Origin of the sequence: Catenuloplanes sp. NPDC051500 (assembly GCF_044454585.1) — a bacterium.
Classification (GTDB): Bacteria; Actinomycetota; Actinomycetes; order Mycobacteriales; family Micromonosporaceae; genus Catenuloplanes.
In genome coordinates this window covers 16,694-38,655 of record NZ_JBITDX010000039.1, presented here as the reverse complement: position 1 = coordinate 38,655, position 21,962 = coordinate 16,694, and the positions used below count along the sequence as shown (strand labels likewise).

The 21,962-nt window shown below is 71.2% G+C and carries 18 protein-coding genes; 9 read left to right on the top strand and 9 right to left on the bottom strand.

What is annotated here, in order from left to right:
• The first annotated feature begins 27 nt into the window (after positions 1-27).
• Both ACIA8K_RS39480 and ACIA8K_RS39475 read left to right on the top strand, forming a co-directional pair.
• Complete coding sequence (locus tag ACIA8K_RS39480; RefSeq protein ID WP_396068626.1) at positions 28-825, top strand: class I fructose-bisphosphate aldolase; 798 nt, start codon at positions 28-30, stop codon at positions 823-825.
• Between the two features lie 316 nt (positions 826-1,141).
• Positions 1,142-2,572, top strand: coding sequence for a WGR domain-containing protein (locus ACIA8K_RS39475; protein ID WP_396068625.1), 1,431 nt, complete (start codon positions 1,142-1,144; stop codon positions 2,570-2,572).
• A 612-nt stretch (positions 2,573-3,184) separates the two neighbouring features.
• Here the strand turns inward: ACIA8K_RS39475 and ACIA8K_RS39470 are convergent.
• Positions 3,185-4,510, bottom strand: a complete 1,326-nt coding sequence (locus ACIA8K_RS39470; RefSeq protein WP_396068624.1) for a hypothetical protein — start codon at positions 4,508-4,510, stop codon at positions 3,185-3,187.
• Between the two features lie 4 nt (positions 4,511-4,514).
• Between ACIA8K_RS39470 and ACIA8K_RS39465 the strand changes: the two genes are divergently transcribed.
• From ACIA8K_RS39465 to ACIA8K_RS39455, 3 genes are all read left to right on the top strand, one after another.
• Positions 4,515-5,075, top strand: coding sequence for a hypothetical protein (locus ACIA8K_RS39465; RefSeq protein WP_396068623.1), 561 nt, complete (start codon positions 4,515-4,517; stop codon positions 5,073-5,075).
• Between the two features lie 225 nt (positions 5,076-5,300).
• On the top strand, positions 5,301-5,987 hold the full coding sequence (locus ACIA8K_RS39460; RefSeq protein WP_396068622.1) for a response regulator: 687 nt from the start codon (positions 5,301-5,303) through the stop codon (positions 5,985-5,987).
• Between the two features lie 14 nt (positions 5,988-6,001).
• Positions 6,002-7,357 carry an ATP-binding protein gene (locus ACIA8K_RS39455; RefSeq protein ID WP_396068621.1) on the top strand — a complete coding sequence of 452 codons (1,356 nt, stop codon included), beginning with the start codon at positions 6,002-6,004 and terminating at the stop codon, positions 7,355-7,357.
• Between the two features lie 27 nt (positions 7,358-7,384).
• Here ACIA8K_RS39455 and ACIA8K_RS39450 read toward each other — a convergent pair whose 3' ends face one another.
• The 8 genes from ACIA8K_RS39450 to ACIA8K_RS39415 all read right to left on the bottom strand — a co-directional run bounded on the left by ACIA8K_RS39450 (position 7,385) and on the right by ACIA8K_RS39415 (position 17,337).
• Positions 7,385-7,930: a hypothetical protein gene (locus ACIA8K_RS39450; protein WP_396068620.1), complete on the bottom strand. Its 546-nt coding sequence runs from the start codon at positions 7,928-7,930 to the stop codon at positions 7,385-7,387.
• A gap of 40 nt (positions 7,931-7,970) precedes the next feature.
• Positions 7,971-9,566 (bottom strand): methyl-accepting chemotaxis protein, encoded by a 1,596-nt coding sequence (locus ACIA8K_RS39445; RefSeq protein ID WP_396068619.1) that lies wholly within the window; start codon positions 9,564-9,566, stop codon positions 7,971-7,973.
• Between the two features lie 105 nt (positions 9,567-9,671).
• Positions 9,672-10,865 carry a VWA-like domain-containing protein gene (locus ACIA8K_RS39440; protein ID WP_396068618.1) on the bottom strand — a complete coding sequence of 398 codons (1,194 nt, stop codon included), beginning with the start codon at positions 10,863-10,865 and terminating at the stop codon, positions 9,672-9,674.
• A complete protein-coding gene (locus tag ACIA8K_RS39435; protein WP_396068617.1) occupies positions 10,865-12,046 on the bottom strand; it encodes an AAA family ATPase in 1,182 nt (393 codons plus the stop codon). The genes ACIA8K_RS39440 and ACIA8K_RS39435 overlap by 1 nt, the downstream gene beginning before the upstream one ends.
• A gap of 174 nt (positions 12,047-12,220) precedes the next feature.
• Complete coding sequence (locus ACIA8K_RS39430) at positions 12,221-13,708, bottom strand: hypothetical protein (protein ID WP_396068616.1); 1,488 nt, start codon at positions 13,706-13,708, stop codon at positions 12,221-12,223.
• Positions 13,709-13,714: 6 nt separating this feature from the next.
• Positions 13,715-15,931: a beta-galactosidase gene (locus ACIA8K_RS39425; RefSeq protein WP_396068615.1), complete on the bottom strand. Its 2,217-nt coding sequence runs from the start codon at positions 15,929-15,931 to the stop codon at positions 13,715-13,717.
• Between the two features lie 56 nt (positions 15,932-15,987).
• On the bottom strand, positions 15,988-16,425 hold the full coding sequence (locus ACIA8K_RS39420; protein ID WP_396068614.1) for an SSI family serine proteinase inhibitor: 438 nt from the start codon (positions 16,423-16,425) through the stop codon (positions 15,988-15,990).
• A 129-nt stretch (positions 16,426-16,554) separates the two neighbouring features.
• Complete coding sequence (locus tag ACIA8K_RS39415; protein WP_396068613.1) at positions 16,555-17,337, bottom strand: DeoR/GlpR family DNA-binding transcription regulator; 783 nt, start codon at positions 17,335-17,337, stop codon at positions 16,555-16,557.
• Positions 17,338-17,437: 100 nt separating this feature from the next.
• On the opposite strand from ACIA8K_RS39415, the gene ACIA8K_RS39410 reads away from it, so the two are divergent.
• The 4 genes from ACIA8K_RS39410 (at position 17,438) to ACIA8K_RS39395 (ending at position 21,926) form a co-directional block, all read left to right on the top strand.
• Positions 17,438-18,742 (top strand): alpha-glucosidase/alpha-galactosidase, encoded by a 1,305-nt coding sequence (locus ACIA8K_RS39410; protein ID WP_396068612.1) that lies wholly within the window; start codon positions 17,438-17,440, stop codon positions 18,740-18,742.
• A 120-nt stretch (positions 18,743-18,862) separates the two neighbouring features.
• Entirely contained in the window at positions 18,863-20,164 is a 1,302-nt protein-coding gene (locus tag ACIA8K_RS39405; protein WP_396068611.1) for an ABC transporter substrate-binding protein, read from the top strand.
• Between the two features lie 2 nt (positions 20,165-20,166).
• Positions 20,167-21,102, top strand: coding sequence for a carbohydrate ABC transporter permease (locus ACIA8K_RS39400; protein WP_396068610.1), 936 nt, complete (start codon positions 20,167-20,169; stop codon positions 21,100-21,102).
• Positions 21,102-21,926, top strand: coding sequence for a carbohydrate ABC transporter permease (locus ACIA8K_RS39395; RefSeq protein WP_396068609.1), 825 nt, complete (start codon positions 21,102-21,104; stop codon positions 21,924-21,926). The genes ACIA8K_RS39400 and ACIA8K_RS39395 overlap by 1 nt, the downstream gene beginning before the upstream one ends.
• The last annotated feature ends 36 nt before the right edge of the window (positions 21,927-21,962 follow it).

Genomic DNA, 21,962 nt, shown 5'->3' with positions numbered 1-21,962 from the left:
CGCTCGCTGTCCGCAATGGAGGACCACGTGCACCAACCGCCCGGTCTGCAACGACGCATGCACCGGATTCTTCCCCCCGGCCGCCCCGCACTCTGGCTGCCACTCGACGACGGGCTCATCTCCGGGCCAGAGCATCACCTGCATGACGTGCGCGGGCTGCTGACTGCTGATGTCGTACCCCAGCTGACCGCGGTCCTCGGTTTTCGAGGCGTGCTCGCGGCCGCCTCGGCGCAGTTGGTGGACACGCCCGTGGTGATGAACCTCAGCGCCAGCACCACGCTGCACGAGCACACCCGCAAAGCACCTGTGGGTACGGTCGCGGACGCGGTACGGGCCGGCGCGGACGCTATCGCCTGCCACGTCAACATCTCCTCGCCGTCCGAGACCGAGGCGCTGGAGCAGCTGGCCCGGCGGGTCACCGAGGCGGACGAGTTCGGCCTCCCGGTCGTCGCGATGATCTATCCGCGGTCGCGCAACCTGAGCGGCACCGACAACAACCACCTGCGTATGCGGAGGAACTCGCCCGAGCGGTTCGCGGAGCTTGTGCGGCACTGTGCGCGCATCGGCATGGAACTGGGCGCGAGCGCGATCAAGACCATGTACACGGGTACGCCGGAGACGTTCCGGACCGTGGTCGAGTCCGCGATGGGGGTGCCGGTGCTGATCGCCGGCGAAGCGCTCGTCGACGCGTCCGAGGCGCTGGAACGGGCACAGGGCGCGGTGGCGGCGGGCGCGGCGGGGGTCGCCTACGGGCGGCAGATCTTCAACCGGGACGAGGCGGGACCGTTCGTCGCGAAACTGCGCGCGGCGCTCGACGACGTCTGACTGAGGGCCACGGGGCTCGTCGGTTTCGCGTCGATCATGCGCTGACGAGGGACATTGCGGTCACGCTGCGTCACTGTTAGGTTCGAACCAGCGACATCGATTTCTAACAGATCTCCTGGGGAGCGGATGAACTGTCGGACCCGGCGCGCGGTGCAGGCGATGGGTCGTCTGCTGCTCAGACTGATTCTGCCGGTCCTGGGCCGTGCCGTCGGCTGCCTGTTCGTTCGGGTCGTGCAGTAGAACCCGCTCCGCGAGAATGTCGTACCCGTTGGATAGGTTCGTGGCATCGAAGTTCCCCCTGGTGGAAGGTGGCCCGATGCCGGCCGACACGACGTACCTCGAGCTTTCCGAAGACTCCGGGAGCGCACACAAGTTCTATGAGGTGACAGTCGACGGCACGGATCTCACGGTCCGTTATGGACGCATCGGCGACGCCGGCCAGGTGACACGCAAGTCGTTCGCCACGCCGGACAAGGCGAAGTCCGAGGCGTCGAAGAAGATCGGGGAGAAGGTCCGGAAGGGGTACGCACCCGCGGTGGCCGGCGGCCGGGCCAAGCGCTCCATCTCCCGGCGCGCGATAGTCAGCACCGTGTCGACCGCGAAGCGCGCGCCGATCCTGTGGCGTTACTCGTCCGGCAGCGCCGCGTTCGGCATCTTCGTCGACGACGACGTGTGCATGGTCGGCAACGAGAGCGGCATGATCACCACGCTCAGCCACAGTGCTGAGGTGCTGCGCCAGTTCCGCCTGCCGGACGGTGTGAAGTGCATCGTCGCGGACGACGGGTGGATCTACGCGGGCTGCGACGACGGCAACGTCTACGACCTGTCCGGCAAGGTGCCGCGCCTGGCGTACCGGATCGACCCCTCGATCGACATCTACTGGCTGGACATCCACGACGGCGTGCTCGGCGTCTCCGACTCCGGCGGCGGCATCTCCGCGATCGACCACGAGGACGAGTTCCTCTGGCGGCGCGCGGGCCGGGGCACCTCCGGGTGGATGGTCCGCTGCGACGCCGACGCAGTCCACCACGGGCATTCGTCCGGTGTGACAAGCTACGACTGGCGTACCGGTGCGGAACAGTGGCACACCTCGACCGGCTCGGTGCTGTTCGGCTGGCAGGAGCCCGGCCGGCTCTACGCGGGCACCTCGACCCGGCAGGTCGTCGAGCTGGGCAAGGACGGGTCGCACCGGCGGACGTACCGCTGCGACGCCGCCGTCTACTCCTGCGCCGCCTCCGCGGACGGCCGCTACGTCTTCGCCGGCGACAGCAGCTCGTCCATCTACTGCTTCGACGCGGCCGGCAACCGGCTGTGGAAGCTCGCCACCGGCTGCGGCTCCGCGTTCTCCATGCAATATCACGACGAGCGCCTCTACATCGTCACCACAAACGGCACGCTTGCCTGCATCGACGCCAGCGAGGCCGCCATCCACGCCGCACAGGGCGGCACCATCCCGCAGGCCGTCGACGTCAAGGCCCCGCCGCGGATGGCGCCGGTCGCCCCGTCCAGCACCGTCGAGATCATCCACGACCTGGCCGACTCCCCCGACGGCGTCGTCGTCGAGTGCATCGAGGACGCGGGCCGCCTCCGCATCCGCGTCGTCTCCGCCGGCTTCCACCAGTCCTGGCAGGTCCAGTTCCCTAAGGGCATCCGCGAGCCCGGCGCCCGTTACGTCGTCACAGGCATCCGCGAGGCGGCCCGCGGCGGCTTCTACCGCGCCTTCGGCGACATCCGCCGCCTGCACTGACCCACTGTCAGCCAGACCCCCGCGCCGGGCACCCTCCCGGCGCGGCCCCAGCCGGCCTCACTGATCCGGCGCATCCCTCTGGAACACGCTCCGGCGGGAGGCACTCCACCGGGAGGCGCTTCGGCGGGAGGCGCTTCGGCGGAAGGCGCTTCGGCGGAGGCGCTTCGGCGGGAGGCGCTTCGGCGGAGGCGCTCCGCCCGCCGCGACGATCGATATACCCAACCAAGATCAAAGTCTTGATTTCCCACTCTGTGGGTGGTCGCGGCCCGCACGCTCCCGCGGGCACCAGTCCCGCGCAGCACCGGCCAAGACCCCCGCGGCGGTCCACGCTCACCCGAGGCGGCTGACGGCCCCTATGACGACGCGGCCGCCGCGATGCCCACAGGCGCGCGCGACGGCCGCTTCGTTCGGAGTGCTGGTCAGCTGTTCTGTGGCGTCAGCTGTTCTTCACGTCGGCGGCGGCTCGGGCCCGGACCCGCCAGTTCGGAACGCCGGCGGCCGGCCACGCGCTCACGCGGGACCGGACGCCCACATGACGACGCGGCCACCACGATGCCCGGAGGCACGCGACGGCCGCGACGTTCGGTGTGCTGGTCAGCTGTTCTTGTGGCGTCAGCTGTTCTTCTCGTCGGCCAGCGACTTGGCCTGGATCGGCCAGTTCGGGACGCTCGTGGTGGCGCGTATCCCGGCGGCGAGGAGCGCGGCGCGGACGCCGGCCTCACCGGCCGAGGCCAGCTCGGCGTAGGTGGTGATGCCCGCGGCCTGCAGCGCCTGCGCGGACTTCGGGCCGAGGCCCGCGATCTTCGTCAGGTTGTCGACCGACGGGGCGGACGCCTGTGCCGGAACGACCACCGGGGCCGGCTCGACGTCGAGGATCGACTCCAGCTCGGCGCCGGGCTCGGCAGCGGGTGCCACGACCGGCTCGGGTACCGGCGTCACCACCGGTTCAGCGGCCGGTGGGGTCTCCGCCACAACGGCGGGCGTTACGGCCGGCGTCGTGGAGAACGGCGTCGTCGACGGCTCCACGGCGACGGGCGTGGGGATCGTCTCCGGCTCGGTGGCCGGAGTGAAGACCACGGCCGGCACGGCCTTGACAGCGGGAGCCGCCTTGGCAGCGGGAGCCGCCTTCCCAGCGGGAGCCGCCTTGGCAGCGGGGACCGCTTTCGCAGCGGAAACGGCCTTCGCAGCCGGGACGGCCTTCGCAGCGGGAGCGGCCGGGGTGGCCGACGTGGCCGGGGTGGCCTTCTTCGCGGCCGTCTTCCTGGTCGCGGCCTTGCGCGGGGCCGGGGCGGGCGCGACTACCGGCGTCGCCTCGGTCTCAGCGACCGGCGTGCCGTCGGTGCCGACGACCGACGTACCGTCAGTCCCCACGACCGGCGTGCCCTCGGCGTCGACGGCCGGCGTCGACGCGGTCTCGGCACCCGACACAGTCCCGGCAACGGGCGCGGTGTCAGCAACCGGCGCGGTCTCGGCGAGCGCTGCGGCCGACTCGGCCTTTACCTCAGCGTCAGCCGCCGCGGCCAGATCGGCGTCCGCAGTCGCCTCGGCCGGCACGGCGTCGTCCGACGAGGTCGGCGCGTCCGACGTAGTCAGCACGTCCGGCGTGGTGAGCGCGTCCGGCGTGGTGTGCACGTCCGGCGTGGTGTACACGTCCGGCGTGGTGTACACGTCCGGCGTGGTGTACACGTCCGGCGTGGTGTACACGTCCGGCGTGGTGTACACGTCCGGCGTGGTGAGCGCGTCCGACGTGGTCGGCGCGTCCGTGACCGGAGCCGTCGACGTCGAGGTCCCGGTGGCCGGAGTGGTGACCGTCGTGGACGACTCCTCGGCGGTGACGATCTCGGTTGCCGGGATGCCGGTGGAGTCGGCCGAGGGGGCCGTCTCCGCGGCGGTGGGCGTGGCGACCGGCGCGACCTCGGTGGAGTCGCTGGACTTCACGTCCGTGGCGGGCGGCGTGGCGGCGGTGATGCCGGTCGAGTCGCCCGAGGTGGTCGTGGCCTCGTCCGCAGAAGCGGCCGGGCTGGCGCTGTCGACCGTGGTGGCCTCCGTGTCAGCCGACGCGGATGCCGTCGCCGCGGCGACCGGCTCGGCGGAAGCGTCCGCGGTGGAGACGGATTTCGCCGTCGCCGACTCGTCCGCGGTCTCGGTGACGGACGAGTCCGACGCGGACGACTCCGACGCAGACGACTCCGACGCCGGCGAGGACTCGGTGGCGGACGACGCCGTGGAGGTACCGGCCGACGAGGACTCCGCGATGGTGTCGTCAGTGCTCGGCACCACGGCGGCCGGCGCCGCCGCGCTGGACTCGGCGATCGCGGGCTCGGCCGCTGCCGACGTTATAGTTGTGGACGAATCCGAAGTGTCCGAAGAATCCGTCTTGATGGTCGTTGAAGTGGCAGCCGTGGCGCCGGAGCCCGAAGGCTTACGGAATCGGCCCATCAGCCACCAGCCGACGAGGACGCCGAGGATAATCCCGACGGTAATGAGCAGGAACCGCATGTGAAGCCTCCCGATATACGGAGGCGGCATTGTAGCAACGCTCCAGCCCGAATCCCGAACGCAGAGGGTCGGCCTTCCCACCCGGCCTGACCAGGGCCGAACGACACCGACGGCAGCAACTCCGCAGCCCGCCCCGGGATGCCGCCCGCCGGCCGTGTGAGCAACCTGTGAGATTCCGGCAACGAATCGGGCGGCGAGATCCCGGGCCGGGTCCGCCTATATTCCCCACGTGGGTGCTTACGTGCTGATCGCCGAGGACGACCGGGTCCAGGCCGAGGTGCTCCGGCAGTACGTGCGGGCAGCGGGTTTCCGCGTCGCCGTGGTGCACGACGGCCTGGACGCGGTCGCGGAGGTGCGCAGGGAGGAGCCCGACCTGCTGGTTCTTGACGTGATGCTGCCGGGCCTGGACGGCCTGCAGGTCTGCCGGCAGCTGCGCCGCGACTACGGCCTACCGGTCCTGATGCTCACGGCCCGCGCCGGCGAGGACGACCAGCTCGCCGGCCTGGAGATCGGCGCGGACGACTACCTGGTCAAGCCGTCCAGCCCACGGCTGCTGATGGCGCGGATCCGCGGCCTGCTGCGCCGCAACACCGTGCCGCGCGGCCCGTTCGCGATGCGGCGGGTCGGGCCGCTTGCCGTGGACCCGGCGCGGCACGAGGTGTCGGTGGATGACCGGCGGATCGAGTGCACCCGGGCCGAGTTCGCGATTCTCGCCACGATGAGCGAACAGCCGGAGCGCGTGTTCACCAGGGGTCAGCTGCTCACGGTGGCGAGCAGCTTCGACCGGAACGCGACTGATCGCGCGATCGACGCCCACGTGGTGAACCTGCGCCGCAAGATCGAGGAGAATCCGCGCCGGCCGCGGTTCCTGGTCACCGTGTACGGCGTCGGTTACAAGCTCACCGCCGGCGCCTGATGGCGCGGTTCCGCGTGTCCTGGCGCCGTAGCCTGATGGTCCGGCTGCTGGTGACCACGCTGCTTGTGGCCGCGGTGGCGACCGGCGCCACGGCGTGGCTGGCGGTGAACACCACCACGCAGGCGATCCGGCAGGAGCAGGGCCGTTCGCTTGCCGACGACAAGAGCGTCTACGACGCCGTGCTCGGTTACGCGGCGACGCATCACGACTGGACCGGTGTCGCGCCGCTGGTGTCCGAGCGGGCGACCGCGCTCGGCCGCCGGATCACGCTGATGACCGAGGATCGCCGGGTCATCGCGGACTCGCACGCGGGCCCGTCGCTTGCCGCGGCGCAGTCGTCCGCGATCGTCGATCCGCTGCGGCTCGACCCCGCGCTCACCGGCCGTACCGAGCTGATCGATCCGCGGGTGACCGGGCCCTACCTGCTGCCGGCCGCGGAGCGGGACGCACTGCACAGGTGGGCCAGGTTCGCGTCCGGGGCGAATCTGCGGTATGTCGTGCTTGTCACCGCGGGGGTGCTGCTGCTCACCACGCTGATCTCGGTGCTGCTGGGGATCCGGCTGATCCGGCCGCTTCGCGCGCTGACGGCCGCGGCGGGGCAACCGCTCGGACGCGACCACCGGGTGCCGGTCACCGGCCGCGACGAGATCGGCCAGCTGGCCATGACGCTCAACTCCCTCGCCGACCGGCGGGAACGGGCCGAGGAGCAGCGCCGGGCGATGATCAGCGATGTCGCGCACGAGCTGCGTAACCCGCTTGCCAACATCCACAGTCTGCTGGAGGCGGCCGAGGACGGTGTCACCCCTGTCGACCGGCGCCTGCTCGCGCTGCTGCTCAACGAGAGCGCGCATCTGCGCCAGGTGGTCGACGACCTGCGTGATCTCGCCGCTGCGGATGCGGGCACGCTTCGCGTACACCCGGAGCATGTGGATCTTGGTGACATCCTGGCGCAGGCGGCCGACGCGGGCCGGGGTGCCGCCGTGGAGGCGGGGCTCCAGTTGCGGACCGAGCTCGGCCCGGACGCCGCCGTCTACGTGGATCCGTTACGCCTGCGGCAGATCGTCGGCAACCTGCTGTCCAACGCGGTCCGCTACACCCCGCCGGGCGGAACTGTGACGCTCCGCTCGGCCGTGCGCGACGGGGAGATCGTCATCGAGGTCGCCGATACCGGCATCGGCATCGACGCGGACGATCTGCCGCACGTCTTCGACCGCTTCTGGCGCGCCGACGACTCCCGCAGCCGGGCGACCGGTGGCAGTGGCCTGGGCCTGTCCATCGTCCGCGACCTGATCCAGGCGCACGGCGGGACGGTCACGGCGACCAGCCGGCCCGGCGCGGGTTCCGTCTTCACCGCCCGGCTGCCGCTGTAGCGCCGGTGCCGGAGTGGGAGGCTTCAGCTAGTTCCTGGCGTAGACCTTGGCCCGCTCGGCGAAGATCCGGTCGGTGCAGGCGATCGAGTCGTTGTCCGCGCGCAGCAGGTCCTCTGTGGAACCGTACTTCACCTTCGCCCGCGGCTCGGCCTCGAACGACACGTCGTAGCCCTTCTCCTTCAGGCAGGCGACCACCGCGCGCATCAGGTCCGGGTACTCGGGGTTGAGGCGTTCGTCGCGCATCATCCAACTCTCCGGCTCCTTTGCCGCGCATGCCGCCGTGGCCTCCGGGTACTCCTCCGGCGGGGCCGGCTTCTGTGCGGTCTGCGGGTCGCCCTGCAGCGTCATGCCGTGCTGCTCCAGACAGGCGAACCAGACGCTCTGCAGGGCCCGGTACTCCTCGGTGCTCGCGTCCGGCCGGACCAGCGGCCGTTCCTCCGCCGCCGGTGTGGTGCCGGTCGCCGGGACGCTCTGCAGCGTGGCGACCTCGGAATCCGCCGTTTCCGCTCCGCCACCGCATCCGCCGACAAGCAGGGCCGTGCCGATCGCCACCACAAGAATTCGTTCGCGCATGCAGGTGAATGTGCCGAACCGGTGTGAGCAACCTGTGAGATCAGTAGCGGAAGCCCGCGACGAGCGTGTTCAGGTCGCTCGACATCCGGGCCAGCTCGCTTGTCGCCGCCTGAGTGTCGGCCACGCCCTGACTCGTGGTGAGCGCGGCCTGCGCGACCATCGTGATGTTCTGCGCGATCTCGTTCGTGCCGCTTGATGCCTCGCTGACGCTGCGGTTCATCTCCGCGGTCGTCGCGGTCTGCTCCTCGACCGCAGACGCGATAGTCGTCTGGAAGTCGCTGATCCGCGCGATGACCGAGGTGATCTCCTCGATCGCTGTCACCGCACCGACCGTGTCCGCCTGAATCGCCTCGATCCGCCGGGAGATGTCCTCGGTGGCCCGCGCGGTCTCCTGCGCCAGATCCTTCACCTCGGACGCCACCACCGCAAAACCCTTACCCGCATCCCCGGCACGCGCGGCCTCGATCGTCGCGTTCAACGCCAGCAGATTCGTCTGCTCCGCGATCGCCGTGATCACCTTGATCACGTTACCGATCTCCGCTGACGACTCGTTGAGCTTGTTCATCGTCGCGGACGTGGCCGACGTGATGGTGACCGCCTCGGAAGCGACCCGCGCCGCCTCCGCCGCGTTCTGCGAGATCTCCCGGATCGACGCGCCCATCTCCTCGCCGCCCGCGGACACGGTCTCGACGCTGCGGGAGACCTCCTCGGCAGCGGCGGAGACCGCCTGCGCCTGGGTGGACGCCTCCTGCGCGGAGTCCGCGATCTGCACGGAGGTGCTTGTCATCTCCTCGGCCGCGCTGGCAAGCGAGGCCGCGGAGCCGTCGATGGTCTGTACGGTGCGCCGCAGGTTGTCCACGGCCAGGTCGAGTGCCTGGGCCATCCGGCCCGGTTCGTCGCGGGACATGACGCCGCTGCTCCGGGTGAGGTCACCGGCGGCGAGCGCCTCGCAGACCACCTGCACCTTGACGAGTGAGGACACGATCCGGCGGGCGACGAACACGCCGATCCCGAGCGCGAGCACCGCGCCGGCCACCATGACCAGCACCGAGGTCAGCCGGCCGCTCCGGTAGCCGGCGTCGGCCGCCTCCGCGTTCTTCCTGCCGTCCTCGGTCTCGGCTGCGTCAAGCGTGACCAGGTTCGCGTCGACGACCTTCATCAGCGGCGTGACCTTCTCGGCCCGGACCGCGGCCCACGGCACGAACGCGTTGACGGCGCCGAGCGGCAGCAGCTCGTTCCGCGCGATGGTGACGTACGAGTCGAACGACGATTCCAGCTCGTCGATCAGCGCGGTCTCGCCGGCCGGTCCGCTCGCCCGGTACGCGGCGACCGCATCGGCGAACTCCTCCACGTGCATGGTGAAGGCCTCGGTGAACGACTGCTCCTCCGCGTCCGACTGGGCGATCGCCTGGTTCGCCGCGGCCAGCCGGGCCTGGTAGACCGCGGCCTTGACCATCGCGACCGACTTGATGCTCGATACGTTGCCCGTGTAGATGAGCTGGGCGGACATGCTGCTCTCGTGCAGCTTCACCAGCCCGACGACGCCGACGATGATCGCGACCGCGACGGCAGTCACGACCGCGGTGAGGATCTTGACGTTGACACTGAGGTTCTCGTACGAGAGCCGTGTTGACATCATTCCTCCGCGCAGAGTTCCGCCCGCAGGCAGAAGAGCCGTCTGCCGCCACTATCGCGCCCGACGGGTGCGGCCCGGGCCGATTCACCGAAAACGTCGCGGGCCTCAGCTCTCGATGCGTACCACGGTCGCCCAGGCGGGCGGCCGCCTGGAATCCCAGTCCTCCGCCCGGGACTGGCGGGGGAACAGGCCGATCACGGTGCGCGCCAACGGCTTCGCGGACGGCCACGGCGTCTGGCCGTCGGTAAGCGCCACGATCACGTCCGGCCGCCGCTTCAGCGCCACCGCGAAGCCCTCGCGCAGATCAGTGCCGCCGCCACCGACAAGGGTGAGGCCCTCCGCGTCGCACAGCCTGCCGACCACTGGCACGGCCGCGTCGCAGGACATCACTGTCACCAGGTCACGGCGGCCGCTGAGCGCGCGGCCGATCGCGGTCACCTCCAGCAGCGCGCTACCCAGCTCCCGGTCGGAGACGGACCCGGACGTGTCCACGATGACGCACACGGCCGGCGGACGGCGGCGCAACGACGGCAGCACCACGCCCGGCACGCTCGCGGAGCGGCGGGCCGGCCTGCCGTAGGTGTAGTCCTCCCCCACACCCGGGGCCGTGACCGCGGACCGCAGCGCGCTGCCGAGCAGCTCCCGCCACGGCTGCGGCGGGTGGAACACGCGCTCGGCCCAGCGTTTCCAGCCGCTCGGCGCGTCGCCTGGCGCACCCACGATGCCGCGCGCCACCCGGAACCGGACCGCGTCCCGCTCCTGCCGGGTCAGCCCGTGCGCGCCGTCCGCGCCGAGATCCCACGCCCGGTCCAGCCCGTCCGCGCCGCTTCCGCAGTCGAGCCAGGCCCACTCCTGGGTACGCGGGCCGAGCGTGAAGTGCCGCAGGTAGTACTCCATCACCTCGCCCGGCTTGAGACCGAGCGCCTCCGGGCGTACCGCGTCGGAGGGCATCGGCAGTGCGGCATCGTAGATGTCGTCGTTGATCTCCGCGTCCGCCGCCAGGTTCATCCGCAGCCGCTCGCCTGGTCCCTCCGCACCGTGCTCCCGCGCATAGGCGTCGCCGCGCCCGTGATGGTCACGGAGCAGGTGCGACACCTCGTGCACCCAGACGCCGGCCAGGTCGGTGAGCGTGCGCCGGTCCACGAACGCCGGGGACACGTAACAGCGCCAGAACCTGTCCACCGCCATCGTCGGCGTCGACGCGGACTCCACCACGTGCAACGCGAACAGCGCGGTCGCCAGATAGGGCCGCTGCCGGGCCGCGAGCAGCCGGGCCGCGTACAGCTTGTCGTTGTCCATCAGGCCGCCACCGCCCGCCGGGAGAGCGCGACGGTACCGGCCAGCCGGTCGATCAGCGCGGGCACGTCCCACTCCTCGCGGCGCAGCGCGGCAAGCGTGGTCGCGGGCACCACCACCAGGTCCGGCGCGCCGGTCTCCACCGCGCGGGCAAGCAGCGTCCAGGCCGCGTCCCAGCGCTCGCGCGTCGGCCGGGTCCGGACCGCGGACACCACGCCGTCAAGCACCGCCTGCCGCAGGTCGCCGCGCTCCGGAAGCGTCGCGTGCTCCGGGTCCGCGAGCATCGTCTCCGGGTCCGGCAGGTCGAGCCGGTCCAGGCTGGCCAGCAGTTCCAGGCCCGGCCCGTCGCCGACAGTGCCGCGCACAAGCATTGACAGCACCTCCCGCGACGAGCCGGCCGCGGTGCCGAACGCCACCAGCCGCAACGCCATCTCCCAGCTGCGTGGCGACGGCCAGGCACCGCCCCGCTGCCCCTCGCCGGTCGGCAGCCGGTGCACAAGCGTCGGCCGCACGGTCAGGAACGCCTGCACCGCGCGCCGCGCATAGGCCACGGACTCGGCGAGCCGGGCCGGATCCAGCCGGGGCAGGATCGCGGCCGGCCAGACGCCGCCAAGTCCGCGTACCACCACGTCCGTGTCGTGTGTCCACTGCAGATGAACGAACCTGTTGGCAAGCGGCGGGCTCAGCTCCCACCCGTCCGCCGCCGACGCGCGCGGGTTCGCCGCGGCCACGATCCGCACGCCACGCGGCAACGTCAGCGCACCGACCCGCCGCTCAAGCACCAGCCGCAGCAGCGCGGCCTGCACCGCGGGCGGCGCCGTCGACAACTCGTCAAGGAACAGCAGCCCCTTCCCCTGCCGTACCAGCCGCACCGCCCAGTCCGGCGGCGCCATCGGCACGCCCTGCACGGCCGGATCATCGCCGACCACAGGCAGCCCCGCGAAGTCGGACGGCTCGTGCACGCTCGCGATCACGGTGGTCAGCGGCAGATCCAGGTCCGCCGCGAGCTGCGTCAGGCCCGCCGTCTTGCCGATGCCGGGCTCACCCCAGAGCAGTACCGGCAGGTCCGCGGCGACGGCAAGCGTCAACGCGTCGAGCTGCTCGTCCTGCCGGGGCTCGGTGGCGGTGTCTCCGAGCAGCGCGAGCAGATCGGCCGCCACGGAAAGCTGGTTCTCAGTGCGCATCAACGTCATCACCTGTGGTTTCTCTCGAAGATCAAAATCGTCATGTGGTACGCCCCGGAGGCGACTCGGCCCGGAGCATGACCTCGTCCCGGGGGTGGTGGAGGCGCACCCTTCGCACGGGCCGGCCCGCGGGCTGTCAGCGACGAAGGCATGGCGTGAGCAAAACGTCGCCGGTCAGTGGCGCCGGTAACGGCTCCAGCGTCGGTCCCGGCCTAGTTCCCGCCACGGCTCGCGGTCGCCGGGGGCGAACGGGTCGTGGCGCGGCGCCTTGAGGCGGTCCGGGTCGGACACGCCTGCCATCGGCCCGATCCCGGCCCGGTACATGCCGTAGAGCACCCGCTGCTGCGCGGCCGCCTCCAACTCGTCCCGGAGCGGGCCGTCGCGCAGCACCGCCGCCGCGCCGAGCACCGCCTCGACCCCGTGCAGCGCGCCCTCGATGTCGCCGTGGTCCAGGCGCGCCCGCACGTCGTCCAGGTCGGCCGGACGCCGATGCAGGTCGTCGATTGTCTGCAGGCAGGGCAGCGGCGTGCCGGTCAGCGCGGCGAGCAGCTCCTCGCGCCGGATCTCGTCGGGCGCGTGGTCGAGCGGCCGCAGTACACCGTCCACGGTCGCGATCCGGTGGTCGGCGCCGCGGCAGCGCACGATCCGTACCCCCGGCGGCTCTTCGGGGTGGCTCCGCACAGCCGGATCCGGGGTGCTGAAGCCGGGCACCAGCGCGGCCGCGACCAGGGGATGCAGGTCGTCTGGCGCGATCAGGCCGGCGCGGAGCAGCGCGAGGTCGGGTGGCTCCCAGACCGCCGCGTCCGGCAGCGCGGGCAGGCCACGACCGGCACCGGGGTCGAGCCGCGGGGGGCCGTCCCCCGCGAGGCGCAGCACAAGGGACTCGCGTGTGCCGAGGCGGAGCGAGACCGAGCCCGTCGTGCGGCCTGAGCATCGCAGCAGGCGCGCGGCCTCGGCGGCCCACAGGTCCACCGCGCAGCCACGGGCCCGCAGCAGATCCGGAACGGCGGAGGCGGATCCGGCCGCCGACCCCGCACGATCGCCCGCGGCTGTCGGCACTCCGGCGCGATCGCTCGCCGTTGTCGGCACACCGGCGCGATCGCCCGCGGTTGTCGGCACACCGGCGCGATCGCTCGCCGTTGTCGGCACACCGGCGCGTTCTCGCAGCTCGGGAGCGTGGCGTGCATCCCAGAGGTGGCGGTGGAGGTCGAGGCGGAAGCGGGGGTCGGGGCGGGGATGGGGGTGGCGGCCGGCGCGGTCGCCGGGCCAGAGCGCGAGGCTGATCCGCTGGCCCGCGTCCGCCCACGCCGGGGCGGTACGGGCCACCAACCAGAGCGCCGGGCCGTAGCGGGCCAGGCCGACAGTCAGCGCGGGCCGGAGCAGGCCGTCCGGCGCTACCCGGGGCAGGTGCCAGCGCAGCAGGTCAGGGGCGAGATGCCGGAGGTCGGACCGGAGTTCGGCAGCGAGCGCGGTGCCGTGGGCACGCGCGATGTCCCGCAGGTTCAGGTCGACGTCGACGCGGGACGCCGCACAGGCGCCCGCCCAGTCTCCGGCGCGACGACGCGCGGCGGCAGACGTGATCATGGTGGGCGGCACCGCATAAGCGCGGATGTGCCGCCAGAGGTGGAGGCGTGAGTCCGTATTCACGGCCGGGGAGCGCATCAGCACTCACCTTCGGTGAAACGGGCCCCCAATCTGTGTGCAGCGGAGGTCTTCATCGCCGGGAACGGTAGCACGCCCGCACACCTCGGCCCAGACGTTACGGACCTCCACCCGCACCGCGTCGACCGAGCCGAGCTGGGCGGTGGCGGCGGCCCGGCGGGCGGCCGCGGCGGCGGGCAGGTGCACCGGGTTTCCGGAAGCGATCGGCAGCACGTGCAGGGTGAGCTCGCCGGGCGGCAGGTCACGCAGGTCGACGGCCCAGGGCGCGCCGTTCCAGAACCGGTCCGCGACAGTACGCCCGCCGGCGCGCAGCTCCGCCACGTCACCGGCCCAGTCGATGTGCAGCAGATTCGCGTCTTCCGGCACGTCCAGGTGGTACACCGCGGCCAGTTCGTCGAACGTCTCCGGCGAGGGCGCGGACTGCCGCCCGCCGAACGTGCCGTAGACCTCCGGCACCTCGCCCGCGGTACGTGACAACCGTGGCTCGACCTCCACAGTGGATCCGACCGGCCCGCCGTGCAGCTCCATCGGGCCGAACGCCCGCGCCGCCGGCGCGTAGACAAGCACCTCGGGCAAGCGCGCGCTCCGCAGACTGACCCGCCCATCCGCGTCCCAGCCGAGATCCTCTGTGGACAGCAGCAGCCGCCCGCCCGGCGCGACCCAGCAGATCCGCGCGTCGGAGGCCGGCAGCACAAGCACGTCGATCCCCAGCCGGATCGGCTCGCGGGACGGCTCCACCCGCTGCACCACGCCGTCCACGGAGATCTCGGCGGGCACGCCCGGCTCCGCGCACAGCACAAGGGTGGGGACGGGGCCCGGCAGCACGGTGAGCGCGGACGCGGTGGCCCAGTCGACCCGTACGCCCGCCACGTCCAGCCCGGCCGGCCACCGCGCCAGCGTTCCGACCGGAAGATCGACCGGCCGCGACGGGAACACCATACCGTCCACAGTGAACTGCGCGTGGCGGTAGGGCGGCAACGGGACGTGCGGCTGATGCCACGCGATGAACACGAACGGGCCGCGCACCGCCCACCGCAGCGTTTCGGCATCCTCGACACCTGACGGAAGCACTGACGGCAGCGCGCTCGGCGCGGTCGCCAGCACCGGGCCGAACGCATCAAGGAACGCGTGCTGCCCGCGCAGCAACGCGTGTGCCTCGCCGAGCAGCCCGGACTCGCCGATCGGCCCGTGGAAGTCGTACCCGAGCCGCGGCATGTCGTTGGGGTAGCCGGTGGCGTGCGACTCCTGCAGGCCGTGCTCGCCGGGCGGGTTCGTACCCCCGGCGAACATGTAGTAGCCCTGCCACACCGACCCGTTGCCGATCTTGCAGTGGGCGACCGCAGCGATGTCGAGTCCGCTCTGCCAGGGCCGCCGGTGATAGGCGGACGGCATGCCGCCGCCCAGCTCACAGGTGGCCGGCGGGAACAGCTCCGACACGGTACGGGCGGACGAGGCCGTCGTCGCACGCAGGTCCGCGCCGATGCCCGGGTCGTCCCAGACGTGCGAGAAGAAGAAGTGGGCGCGGAACGTCGGATCCCACGGCGCGTCCGCATCCGTCCAGAAGCCGTCGCCGTAGCCGCCGTACAACGGCATGATCTCCCGGGGTGGCAGTTGCGCGCCGCCCCAGGCGGTGGCCGTCCACAGTGGTGCCGACAGCCCGGCCTCGATTGCCAGTCGCTTGAGCGTGAGCAGGTGCTCCGGCTGGTCGTACAGCTCGTTCTCCAGCTGGATCGCGAAGAACCGCCGCCCGCCGGCCTGCTCGCCCAGCCGCCCGAACCACTCCGACACCAGCGCCAGATAGGCCGGATCGTCCGTGCGGTGCCGGACCGGCGCGGCCTGCACCCAGTCCGGAAAGCCGCCGTTGCGCGCCTCCGCGTGGATCCACGGCCCGATCCGCAGCACCAGGTCAAGTCCTGACCCGGCGCACAGGTCCGCGAACGCGGCCAGGTCCAGGTTCCCGTCAAAACGCGCCCGGCCGCGCCGCTCCTCGTGATGAAGCCACGGCACGTAGCTGGCGACGGCAGTGAGCCCGCCGGACCGCATCAGCCGGAGCCGCTCCGCCCATCGCGTGCGCGGCACCCGGCTGTAGTGCAGCTCGCCGCTGACCGGGATCCGCGGCGTACCGCCGATGCTCAGGAACCGGCTGTTCACCCCGACACGATCATCACCCATCGGGGGTACGAGCAGCGGGCCCGGCCAGTCCCGGCGATGCGCGTTGAGCATGCCGCGCAATCTACCGCCCTACTCTCAGTAGCTTATGCGGCACGCTCAGTGAGCGCCTACCTTGACGCGAACACGACGCCGGCCGCGACGCTCAGGGTGCAGGCGTTGCCGAAGGTGCGCTTGTCGGCGATCGTGCGCTTGCCCCAGCGGCCGGTCACGGTGGCGATGACGGGGCGGTAGTCGGCGGTGCAGAGCACGCCCTGGCGAGGTGGCAGGCGGAACGCGGAGCCGTTGGTCTTGGCGAGCGCGGCACAGGCCGCGGCCGGGGACGGGTGGGTGCCGCCGGCCGGGCCGCAGGTGAGCGTGACCGGCGCGACGCGACCGGCCACGCCCTCCGCCCGCACGGTGAGCGTGAGGCTCGCGTAGGACGCGGGCGCGGGTGCGGCGGCGAGCGGCACCGGAGCGGCGACGTAGGCCGGCGGTGCTGCCTGGGCGGCGACGGGCAGGACGAGTGCGGTCGCGGCCAGGGCGGCGGCCGCGAGGTGGCGGATCATGACGAACTCCCGAGGTGGACCTTCGAACTGACAGGTCCGGTCTACCCCGGGAGCCCGGACGATTCAGTAAAACCGGGCAAAACGGACCGTCAAGTCGGGTATCTTCACCCGTTCGGCAGGCGGTGTCGCTCAGGCGCCGACGACGATCACCTCGGCGCCGGCGCGGCGGATCGCCTCGACGCCGGCCGGGTCCGCGGACGCGTCGGTGACGAGCGTGGCGATGTCCGCGACCGGGCAGATCTCGGCCAGGTAGACCTTGCCGACCTTGGAGCCGTCCGCGACCACTATCACCCGGTCGGCGCGGCGGATCATGGTGGCGTTCGTGTTCGCCTCGATCTCGTCGTGGGTGGTCAGGCCGCCGCGCACGCTGATGCCGTTCACGCCGACCACCGCGACCGCCATGTTCAGGCCCTTGAGCGCCTGGTCGGCTATCGGGCCGACCAGCTCGTACGACTGGGTCCGGGACACGCCCCCGGTCATGATCAGCTTGAGCCGGGGGCGCAGCGACAGCTCGGCCGCGATGTTGAGCGCGTTCGTCACCACGGTCAGGTCCACCCGCTCGGCGAGCAGCCGGGCCAGCAGGTGCGTGGTCGTGCCGCCGGTCAGGCCGAGCGTGAGCGGACCCCTGGGCAGCAGCTTCGCCACCGCCTGGGCGATCAGCGCCTTCTCCTCGCGGTGCTGCCCGATCCGGTAGCGGACCGGCAGCTCGTAGGCGACGTCGACCGCGACCGCGCCGCCGTGCGTACGGGACAGCAGCCGCTGGTCCTCGAGCACCTGGAGGTCGCGGCGGATGGTGGCGGGCGAGACCCGGAACTCACCGGCGAGTTCGGTGGCGTCGACGGAGCCGGCGGTCGCCAGACGCTCCAGGATGCCTGACACTCGGTCGGCGCGACGCAACGTGCTCTGAGCCATGACACCGTCCTCTAGCTAAACGAACAGTCAAGATAGTTCGTTTGCGAGCGAATAGGCAATCAGTCTTGCGCGCGGATGCGCGTCTGCCGAGAATCCGGCCATGACGACTGTGATCGCCTTCATGGGCGCCGGCAGCGTGGTGTTCACGCGTGAGCTGCTGGCCGACATCCTCTCCTACGCCGAACTGCGCGACGACGTGACGCTCGCGCTGCACGACATCGACCCGGAACGCCTGGAGACGGCGGAGGCGATCGCCCGCCGCACCGCCGAGCAGCTCGACGCGCATCCGGTGATCACCGCGAGCCTGGACCGCCGCGCCGCGCTCGACGGCGCGCACTTCGTGATCAACGCGATCCAGGTCGGCGGGTACGCCGCGACGGTGCGCGACTTCGAGATTCCGGCGAAGTACGGCCTGCGGCAGACGATCGGCGACACGGCCGGCATCGGCGGCATCTTCCGCGCGCTGCGCACCTTCCCGGCGCTCGACGCGATCGCCGCGGACATGGCCGAGCTGTGCCCGGACGCGTGGCTGCTCAACTACACAAACCCGATGGCGATGAACGTGGCGTACCTGGGCCACCGCGCGCCGAAGCTCAAGGTCGTCGGCCTCTGCCACTCCGTGTTCTGGACCGTGCACGACCTGGCCGAGCTGCTCGGCGTGCCGCTCGACGAGGTCGACTACCGCGCGGCCGGCGTCAACCACCAGGCCTGGCTGCTGCGGTTCGCGCACCGCGGCGAGTCGCTCTACCCACGCCTGGACGCGCTGCTCGAGAACGACCCCGAGCTGCGCCGGCGGGTCAGGATGGACATGTACGCCCGGCTCGGCTACTTCCCCACCGAGACCAGCGAGCACTCCTCCGAGTACGTCCCGTGGTACCTGCACCACGACGAGGAGATCGACCGGCTGCGCATCCCGGTCGGCGACTACGTGCAGATCAGCGCGGACAACGTGGCCGAGTACGAGCACACCCGCGACGTGCTGCGCGCCGGTGAGCCGCTGCCGTTGCCCGAGCGGGAGACCGCGGAATACGCACCGCAGGTCATCCACAGCATCGTCACCGGCACCGTGCGCCAGATCCACGCCAACCTCCCGAACAAGGGCATGATCACCAACCTGCCACAGGGGTACGCCGTGGAGGTCCCCTGCGTGGTCGACCGCCTCGGCGTCCACCCGCAGTTCGTCGGCGACCTGCCCGCCCAGCTCGCCGCCGTCAACCGGGGCCTGGTCAGCGTGGGCGAGCTGACCGTCCGGGCGGCGCTGGACGGCGACCGGCGGATGGTCCGGCAGGCCGCGATGGTCGACCCCAACACGGCCGCGACGCTCACCGTGGACGCGATCGGGGCGCTCTGCGACGAGCTGACGGCCGCGCACGGCGATCTCATGCCGGAAACGCTGCGGCAATAACGCTCAGCTCGGGTTGTTCGTTTACTGCGCACATCTTGTTAAACGAGCGTGAACGAGCATAATCCTCGTTCAAGCACGACACCTCCGCGGAGATCTGACCAACGACGATCGAGGTGCTTGATGACCACTCCGAAACGCGCACTTGCCGCCGGCCTCGTCCTGACGCTGTCCCTGACCGCCTGCATGGGCGGCACCGGGGACAGCGGCAAGGACGCGGCCGCCGGATACGACCCGAACGCCACGGTCGAGCTGACCTGGTGGACCGGGCAGACCGAGGCAGCCGAGGCCATCGCCGAGAAGCTCGCGGCCGAGTACCACGCGCTGCACCCGAACGTCACGATCAAGACCTCACCGGGCGCGTCCGTCACGGACGAACTGCTCACCAAGCTGTCCGCCGGGTTCACCGGCGGCACCTACCCGGACATCTCCTACGCGTTCGGCAGCTGGGCCGGCGACCTGGCGGCCAGCGGGCACGCGCAGGACCTGACCGAGTTCGTGAACAAGCCCGAGTTCAAGTGGGCCGAGATCCCGGAGGCCGCACGCCAGACCGCCACCGTGGACGGGAAGGTCATCGCGGTGCCGGCGCTCGTCGACAACCTGTCGCTGATCTACAACAAGGAGCTGTTCGACAAGGCCGGGGTGGCGTACCCGACGGACGACTGGTCCTGGGACGACTTCCGGAACGCGGCGAAGAAGCTGACCGACCCGGCGACAAACACGTACGGCACCGCGTACTCGGTCTCCGGCAGCGAGGACACCACCTGGCACCTGTGGCCACTGCTCTGGCAGCAGGGCGGCAAGATCCTCGACGGTGACAAGCCCGCGTTCAACTCGCCGCAGGGCGTGGCCGCGCTTGAGACGCTGCGGGTGATGGCGGTCGACGACAAGTCGATGTACCTCGACCAGACGGACGAGAAGTACCTGCCGCTCTTCAACAGCGGCCGGATCGGCATGGTCATCTCCGGGCCGTGGGCGCTGCTGGAGCTGAAGGAGGCCGGGCTGTCGTACGACGTGTCCGGGCTGCCCGGCTTCAACGGCGATCACCAGACCGTCTCCGGCCCCGACCTGTGGGTGCTGCTCGACCACGACGACCCGAACCGGGCCGGCGCCGCGCGCGACTTCATCGCGTGGATGACGAGCGCGGAGACGGACGCGAAGTGGAACCTGACGCTCGGCAACCTGCCGCTGCGCAGCACCGAGGCGCTCACGCCGGAGTTCGCCGCGTACACGAAGGAGTGGCCGGGCAGCCAGAAGTTCTTCGACAACCTGGCCAACGCGAAGCAGGCCCGTCCCACTGTCAGCGGGTACGCGCAGTTGTCCCGCAACGTCGGCGACGCGATCGCCGCGGTGTTGCAGGGCGCCGCGACCCCGCAGGCGGCGCTCGACGACGCCGCCAAGAAGTCCGCCGGGCTCGTGGGCTGACGATGGCGCTCACGTTCGCGGTGTCACGGGCCGCCTCCCCGGCGAGGCGGCCCGGCCCCCGGGGCAGCGCCCTGCGGCGCCACCTGACCGGATGGGCCTTCGCCGGACCGGCAACCCTGCTTGTGGTCGGCCTGTCACTGTTCCCGGCCGCCTGGGCGTTCATCATCTCCCGCGCCAAGTGGAACGGGATCGCGCCCGCGACAATGATCGGCTGGCGCAACTACGAGCAGCTTGCCCAGGACCCGGACATGATGGCCGCGGCCGGGCACACGCTGCTGCTGACCGCGCTGTTCGTACCCTCGTCGATCGTGCTCGGAATTCTGCTCGCCGTGGCGCTGAACCAGCGGATCCGTCTGATCGGCTTCTACCGGACCTGCATCTTCGTGCCCTACGTGGCGTCGGCCGCGGCCACCGGCATCCTTGCCGGTTTCGTGTTCAACCCGCAGTTCGGCGCCGTGAACGAGGCGCTCCGGCACCTCGGCATCCCCGGCCAGCAGTTCCTGGAGAGCCCGGCGCAGGCGCTCTACGTGGTCTGCCTGATCGCGCTCTGGGGCCAGGTCGGCTTCACCACAGTGGTGTACCTGGCCGCGCTGCAGGACATCCCGCGCGAGCTGGTCGAAGCCGCCACAGTGGACGGTGCCGGGAAGTTCCGGGTCTTCCGGCACGTCACGCTTCCGGAGCTGCGCCCGGTCACCGTGTTCACCGCGGTCTGGCAGACGATCACCGCGATGCAGCTGTTCGACCTGATCTACACGACCACCCGCGGCGGGCCGCTCAACAGTACGCAGACGATCGTGTACTACATCTACGAGCTGGCGTTCCAGACCCAGCGGCTGGGCTACGGCGCCGCCGCGGCCTACGTGCTGTTCGCAGTGACGCTGCTGCTCACACTCGTCGTCATCTGGTACAGCCGCCGCCGCGGCGCGGAGGTGTTCTGATGCGATCCGTCAAACTCCCGTTCTCCCCCTGGCATCTGCTGCTGATGCCGCTGGCGCTGCTGTTCGTGCTGCCACTGGTCCAGATGGTGCTCACCTCGTTCATGAGCAGCGCCGAGATCAACCAGTTCCCGCCGAAGCTGATCCCGACCGCGCTGCACCTGGAGGGCTACCGCGCGCTGCTGGCCGAGACGCCGGTGCTGACCTGGCTCGGCAACACGGTGCTGGTCTCCGCGATCTCCGTGCTCGGCCACCTGATCCTCTGCTCCACCGCCGGATACGGCTTCGCCCGCCTGAAGTTCGCCGGCCGAGGCCCCGCGTTCCTGGCCGTGGTCGCGACCGTGATGATCCCGATGCAGCTGCTGATGATCCCGACGTACCTGATGTTCGCCCGGATCGGCATCGTGGACACGCTCGCGGCCGCGTTCGTACCGTGGCTTGCCTCCGCGTTCGGCATCTTCCTGATGCGCCAGTTCTTCCTGTCGCTCCCCGGCGAACTTGAGGAGGCCGCACGCCTGGACGGCGCCGGCACCTGGCGCACCTTCATCAGCGTCGTGCTCCCGCTGGCCCGCCCCGCCCTCGCCACGCTCACCGTCTTCACGCTGCTCTCCAGCTGGAACGATCTGCTCTGGCCGCTTGTCGCCATCTCCGACGACCACCGCTTCACGCTCCAGGTCGGCCTCGCCAGCTTCCAGGGCACCCGCCGCACCGAATGGTCCCAGCTGATGGCCGGCAACGTGATCGCCACGGTCCCGCTCATCGTCGCCTTCCTCGTCGCCCAGAAGCGTTTCGTGGCAACGATGGCCTTCACCGGCCTGAAGGGCTGAAAGATCAGCCCCGCGGGACCGGAAGGGAGGAGCCCC